Genomic DNA, 6,095 nt, shown 5'->3' on the forward strand with positions numbered 1-6,095 from the left:
CAGGACATCAGGCTGCGCCCCGCCGAGCAAACCCTTATCGCCGGCCTCAGCCGTCGATCACCACGGTGCCCTTCGCACGCGAGACGCAGAGGATCATGTGGCCGTCGCGCTCGTAGTCGGCGAGCGCGTGGTCGCGATGCTCCACCTCGCCCTCCAGCACCCGCACCCGGCAGGTGCCGCAGAACCCCTGCTGGCACGAGTACGCCTGGGTCGGCCGCACCCGGCGGACCGCGGTCAGCGCCGACTCCTCGGCGCCCACCTCGACCTCGACCTCGGAGTCCGCCAGCCTCACCCGGAACGGGCTGCCGCCGAGCACCGGAGGCGGCGAGAACCGCTCGTAGTGCAGCGTGTCGATCAGCGGGTCGGGGATCTGCGCACGGATCGCCTCGATCATCGGCATCGGCCCGCAGCAGTAGAGCGCGGCGCCCTCGGGCGCCATCGAGATGATCTTGGCCGCATCGGGCACCCCCATCTCGTCGTCGGGCCACAGCTGGATCTCGTGGTCGCCGACGATCTCCCGGATCTCCGCCAGGAACGGCATCGTCTCGCGCGAGCGTCCGGTGTAGACGAACTCGTACGGCACGCCCCGCCGCGCCACGTCGCGCAGCATCGGCAGGATCGGGGTGATCCCGATGCCGCCGGCGACGAAGAGATAACCCGCGGGTGAGTCGACGAACGGGAACGCATTGCGCGGTCCCTTCAGGACGAGCCGGTCGCCCACGGAGAGGAAGTGCGCCTCGACCGATCCACCGCCTCCACCCGCCGTCGGCTCGATGCGCCGCACGCTGATCCGATAGGCGGAGAGGTCGTCGGGGTCGGAGTTGAGCGAGTACTGCCGCAGCCGCCCGCTGGGCAGCACCACGTCGACGTGGGCACCCGGATCCCAGGCCGGCAGGTCTCTGCCACGTTGTCCTGAGCCTGTCGGCGGGTCGTCGCGCTCGAACCAGATCGCCCGGACGTCGGGGCCCTCCTCGTCGATCCGGCTGACGCGCACGTGCAGGTCACGGTCGATACGGCCGAGCGGCTTGCGGTGCCGCCAGGAGCGGTAGGCGGCCTTGGTCCAGTAGCCGCCGACGATCGCCTCGAAAGCCCGGTAGAGCTTCGAGTCGGGGATGTCCGGGACGCTGTAGTGCGCCGGCTTGCTCACGCTCCTGCCTCCGTCGCGTGCTGCTCCGCGAGCGCGTCGGCGCGCAGCGCCGCGGGCGACTTGGCCAGGTAGCTCACCGCCTGGGCGGTCGAGCCCTCCTTGGACGGGTCGTAGCTGGGCAGGAAGAACTTCCAGGTCGCCCACCCGATGCGTACGATCCCGGGCGCCAGGCCGCGTCGCTCGGCGTCGATCAGCTTGAGCAGACCCGCCTTCGGCCGCTTGCCGGGATCCGGCTCGGTCGGGTCGTTGTTCATCAGGTAGCGAGCGCCGCGCCACCACAGCACGAGCAGGGCGGTGCCACCGAGCAGGTACGAACGGGCGCGGCGGAGGTAGCGGCCGTCGACATGCTGGAAGACGTCGTAGGCCACGTTGCGGTGCTCCACCTCCTCGGCGCCGTGCCAGCGCAGCAGGTCGAGCATCGTCTCGTCGGCACCGATCTCGTCGAGGGCGGGCGAGTTGAGCACCCAGTTGCCGAGGACCGCGGTGAGGTGCTCCAAGCCGGCGATGATCGCGGCCCGCTCGATCAGCCACTCCTCCTTGGCCCGGCCGGTCAGGTCACGGTCGCCCAGGATCTTGCGGAACAGCGCCTCGATCTCGGCCGTGAACGGACGTACGTCGAGGCCGTTGTCGGTGAAGTAGTCCTGCACCTCCTGGTGGGCAGCGGCGTGGACGCCCTCCTGACCGATGAAGCCGATCACGTCCTCGCGCAGCTGGTCGTCCTCGATCAGCGGCAGGATCTCGGAGAACACCTTGACGAACCACCGCTCCCCCTCGGGCAGCAGCAGGTGCAGCACGTTGATGTAGTGCGACGCGAAGACCTCGCCGGGGATCCACACCAGCGGCAGCCGGCTCCAGTCGAACTTCACGTTCCGCGGGTGGAGGGCGACCTTGGTCGGCTCATGCCCGCGCTTGGCTTCCTTCGTCTCCTTGCTCATCCCGCACGCCCCTTCTCGATGAAGGCCACGATCTCGCCCGCGATCAGCTCAGGATCCGTGGCCACTACCCAGTGTCCGCCTTCGATGACCTGTGTGACCAGCGACGACGCGTACTTCCGGGGTGCCTCGGTCTGCAGCGGCACCGTCACGTAGTCGTCGCCGCGCGGGGCGATCACCAGCACCGGCACGTCGGTCCGCCGCGGCTCCGGACGCAGCAGCTTGCCGAGGAAGTTGGCGCGGTAGAGCTCGACGCCGTTGACCTGGTCCTTGGTCGGTCGCGGCCCGCCGCCGACGAACCGGGCGAGCAGCCCCGAGCGCACCATCGCCTCCGGCAGCAGCGGCAGCTGGAACGCGAAGACGTACCAGGAGTGGGCCAGCTGGCGCAGCGAGCTGCCCAGATGGGTCCGCTCGCGCAGCCACGTGGTCGCCATCCCGAGGTCAGGCCCGGAGATCGAGACGTACGTCGCGATCCGGCTGCGCAGCGCCGGGTCGGTCACCGACTCCCAGGTCTGGATCGACCCCCAGTCGTGGGCGGCGACGTGCACCGGCGCGTCGGGCGAGACGGCGTCGATGACTGCCTTGAAGTCCGCGGAGAGCTGCGCCAGGCGATAGCCGGCGGTGGAGTCGGGAACCCCCGACTCCCCCGTGCCGCGTACGTCATAGGCGACCACGTGGAAACGCTCGGCGAGCACCTGCGCGACGCCGTCCCACACGGAGTGGTTGTCGGGGTAGCCGTGCACCAGCACCACGGTGGCGGCGTCGGCGGGCCCCCGCTCGTAGACCGCGAGCTCCAGCCCGTCGGTGGTCTCGACCAGCCGTTTGGTCACCTCGGTCACGTCTCCTCCTCCGATTGCCGGCGTCCCATCAGATTAATGAGACACCGCGTCCGCAAACAATAGCAAGCACGAATCGGAAGATCCGGAAATGACCCCGGCCCGCCGCAAAGATGGTCTGCGGCGGGCCGGCAAGAAAGCGGTGGAAACCTACGAGGTGTGGGAGTCGGCGAAGCGCGACTCCTCGGCAGCCTGGTCCTCGAGCTCCTTGCGGCGACGCTCGACCTGCAGGGCGACCTCGGCAGGATCGTCGATGAGAGCCGCCATGCCCCCGGGAACGCGCTCGAGCGCCTCACGGGCGAAGATCTGCTGCATCGTGGTGGTGCGCTCGGAGCGGTCCTTGCCGATGAACGACATCATCCAGTGAAGGGTCGCGGTGAGCCGGTTGCGGAACCCGGTCATGTAGGCCAGGTGGACGAGCAGCCAGCCGAACCAGGCGAGGATGCCGGAGAGCTTGAAGCTGCCCATCATCAGGACCGCGTTGAAGCGGGAGATGGTGGCCATCGAGCCCTTGTCGAAGTACTTGAAGTTGCCGGGCTCGGGCTTGTTCTTCAGGCGGGCCTTGATGGTCTTCGCCGAGTGCTTGCCGCCCTGGATCGCGACCTGCGCGACGCCAGGCAGGTGGTCGAGGCTGATCATGTCGCCGACCACGAAGATCTCCGGGTGGCCCGGCAGGGTCAGGTCGGGGTTGACCGCGATCCGGCCGGCACGGTCGAGCTCGGCGCCGGTCTGCTCGGCGAGGGTCTTGCCCAGCGGGGAGGCCTGGACGCCCGCGGCCCAGATCTTCGCGATGGACCCGATCCGCTCGGTCCTGCCGTCCTTGAACTTCATCTCGATGCCGAACTCGTCGACGTGGGTGACCATCGCACCGAGGACGACCTCGACGCCGGCCTTCTCCAGGGCCTTCTCGGCCTTCGCGCCGAGCTTCTCGCCGAACGGCGGCAGCACCTGGGGCGCCGCGTCGACCAGGACCACCCGGGCCTTCTCGGACTGGATGTGGGTGAAGTCCTTCTTCAGCACGCGACGCGACAGCTCGGCGATCTGGCCGGCCATCTCCACACCGGTCGGACCGGCGCCGACGACGACGAAGGTGAGCAGGTCACCGATCGGCTCACCGCGGGAGGCGGTCAGCTCGGCGATCTCGAAGGCGCCGAAGATGCGGCCGCGCAGCTCGAGCGCGTCGTCGATGGACTTCATGCCCGGCGCGAACTCGGCGAAGTGGTCGTTGCCGAAGTAGGACTGGCCGGCACCGGCGGCGACGATCAGCGAGTCGTAGGGAACGTCGATCTCCTGGTTGAGGATGCCCGCCTTGACCGTCTTCGCCTCGGTGTCGATCTCGCTGACCTCGCCGAGCAGCACTCGGGCGTTCTTCTGCCGGTGGAGGATGTCCCGGGTCGGCGGAGCGATCTCGCCCTGCGACAGGATCCCGGTCGCCACCTGGTAGAGCAGCGGCTGGAAAAGGTGGTGGGTCGTCTTCGCGATCAAGGTCACCTCGACGTCGTCGCGGCCCTTGAACGCCTTCGCGGAGAAGAGCCCCCCGAAGCCGGAACCGATGATGACGACCCGGTGCTTTGCCTGGTCCGCTGACATTGCCTAATCCCCTACCTCAAACGAGACCTTTTGAACGTTCCACCCATATTCTGAACCATCGCGGCGGATCTGTTCATTCCCGGGCACGACTACTTCGTCACAGTTGCCAGCCGACAGACGAGCATGCGTTCCCGCCGCGTGTCCGTTACCGAGTCGAAACCCGCTGACTTTAATCTGTGAGGGCGACCGGGACCTTGTGCCCTAGTCGTCCATGCCGGGATCAGACACCTTCAAGTGCGGAAAATCCTTGCAACGAACGACACACAACGCGATCGTGTGTATGCCGACCACGAGATCGGAGGAGGAGCCCATGCCGTTGAGCCGGCCAGCTCTTCTGCTCCGACCCGGTTCTCGTGCCGTTCAGGACGCCCGCGCCTGGGTTCGGGCAGCCTGCGAGGAGATCGACCGCGCCGACCTCGTCGACTGTGCTGAGTTCGGCGTCTCCGAGCTGGTCTCCAACGCGCTCTTCCACGGCGCCGCGCCGGTCACGATCCGGATGCGCGGCACCGTCGACCATCCCCGGGTCGAGATCCGCGATGCCTCGACCGAGCCGCCGCTGCTGCCGGTCCCGCTCGCCCTCGACGACGAGGACGAGGTCCTGCTGACCGTGGGCCGCGGGCTCTCGATCGTCGCCAGCGTCTCCGACGCCTGGGGTGCCGACATCGATGCCGCCGGCAAGACCGTCTGGTTCACCCCGGCGGCCGAGATCAGCGAGGGCGACGGGGTCGAAGGCGTGATCACCGGTCCCGCCGGCGCACCACCCAAGCCTGAGCGCCTCGGCTCCGAGACCGTCCAGGTCAGCATCCTCGGGGTGCCTCTCGCCCTCTACAGGGGCTTCCAGCACCACTTCCGCGAGCTGCGGCGAGAGGTACGCCTCCTCTCGCTCGCCCACGCCAACGACTACCCCCTCGCGGCCAGCCTCTCGGCCCTGTTCGGCTCGCTGGAGCGCCAGCTCCTCGACGGCCTCGGCCACGGCCAGCTCTCCGGGGTGATCGGGCACGGCTCGGGCAGCCACCGGGAGACGGCTGACCTGCACGTACGCATGCCCAGGTCCGCCGCCGAGACGATGCGCCGCTTCCTCGACATGCTCGACCTCATCGACGAGTTCTGCCGCCAGGAGCGGTTGCTCGTCCTGGCCCGCTCTCCCGAGCAGGTCGCCTTCCAGCGCTGGTTCCTCGGCGAATACCTCACCCAGGCCGCCGGCGGCCGCCCCACCCGGTGGAGCGCGGCCCAGATGACGAGCCCCGGGTTCTAGAACCCGTACGCTGTGCGCGTGCTGCGTGAGCATGGCGACCTGCTCGCCCCCATCGCCGCCGGCGGAGCGCTCGGCTCGCTCGCCCGCTGGGGCCTGGCGACCGCTCTCCCCCACAGCGATGCAGCCTGGCCCTGGGCGACGTTCCTCACCAACATCTCCGGCTGCCTGCTGCTGGGGGTGCTGATGGCGTTCGTGCTGGGCCCGTGGTCCCGCACCCGCTACCTGCGCCCGTTCCTCGGCGTCGGCGTCCTGGGCGGCTACACCACGTTCTCGACCTACGAGGTCGAGACGTACGTCCTGGGTGGGCCCGCACCCGCGCTCGCGCTGCTCTACCT

The 6,095-nt window shown here is 68.9% G+C and carries 6 protein-coding genes; 2 read left to right on the top strand and 4 right to left on the bottom strand.

Annotated features, from left to right (window positions below; all coding sequences use genetic code 11):
• Positions 1–46 precede the first annotated feature (46 nt).
• The 4 genes from ACFVJS_RS12110 to ACFVJS_RS12125 all read right to left on the bottom strand — a co-directional run bounded on the left by ACFVJS_RS12110 (position 47) and on the right by ACFVJS_RS12125 (position 4,505).
• Complete coding sequence (locus tag ACFVJS_RS12110; RefSeq protein ID WP_378880005.1) at positions 47–1,147, bottom strand: PDR/VanB family oxidoreductase; 1,101 nt, start codon at positions 1,145–1,147, stop codon at positions 47–49.
• Complete coding sequence (locus tag ACFVJS_RS12115) at positions 1,144–2,082, bottom strand: metal-dependent hydrolase (protein ID WP_378880007.1); 939 nt, start codon at positions 2,080–2,082, stop codon at positions 1,144–1,146. Before ACFVJS_RS12115 ends, ACFVJS_RS12110 begins: the two co-directional genes overlap by 4 nt.
• On the bottom strand, positions 2,079–2,918 hold the full coding sequence (locus ACFVJS_RS12120) for an alpha/beta fold hydrolase (RefSeq protein ID WP_378880010.1): 840 nt from the start codon (positions 2,916–2,918) through the stop codon (positions 2,079–2,081). Before ACFVJS_RS12120 ends, ACFVJS_RS12115 begins: the two co-directional genes overlap by 4 nt.
• A gap of 147 nt (positions 2,919–3,065) precedes the next feature.
• Positions 3,066–4,505, bottom strand: coding sequence for an NAD(P)/FAD-dependent oxidoreductase (locus ACFVJS_RS12125; protein WP_378880012.1), 1,440 nt, complete (start codon positions 4,503–4,505; stop codon positions 3,066–3,068).
• Positions 4,506–4,815: 310 nt separating this feature from the next.
• Between ACFVJS_RS12125 and ACFVJS_RS12130 the strand changes: the two genes are divergently transcribed.
• Together ACFVJS_RS12130 and ACFVJS_RS12135 are read left to right on the top strand one after the other, a co-directional pair.
• Positions 4,816–5,760, top strand: a complete 945-nt coding sequence (locus ACFVJS_RS12130; protein WP_378880014.1) for an ATP-binding protein — start codon at positions 4,816–4,818, stop codon at positions 5,758–5,760.
• 18 nt (positions 5,761–5,778) lie between these two features.
• The coding region (locus ACFVJS_RS12135) for a fluoride efflux transporter FluC (protein WP_378880017.1) at positions 5,779–6,095 on the top strand (317 nt) is incomplete at its 3' end.

The organism is Nocardioides sp. NPDC057772 (assembly GCF_042798075.1).
Classification (GTDB): Bacteria; Actinomycetota; Actinomycetes; order Propionibacteriales; family Nocardioidaceae; genus Nocardioides.

Bases quoted from the DNA above. Each gene is read 5' to 3' on its own strand.
- ACFVJS_RS12115 (WP_378880007.1), bottom strand. From the start codon at position 2,082: ATGAGCAAGGAGACGAAGGAAGCCAAGCGCGGGCATGAGCCGACCAAG.
- ACFVJS_RS12125 (WP_378880012.1), bottom strand. From the start codon at position 4,505: ATGTCAGCGGACCAGGCAAAGCACCGGGTCGTCATCATCGGTTCCGGC.
- ACFVJS_RS12130 (WP_378880014.1), top strand. From the start codon at position 4,816: ATGCCGTTGAGCCGGCCAGCTCTTCTGCTCCGACCCGGTTCTCGTGCC.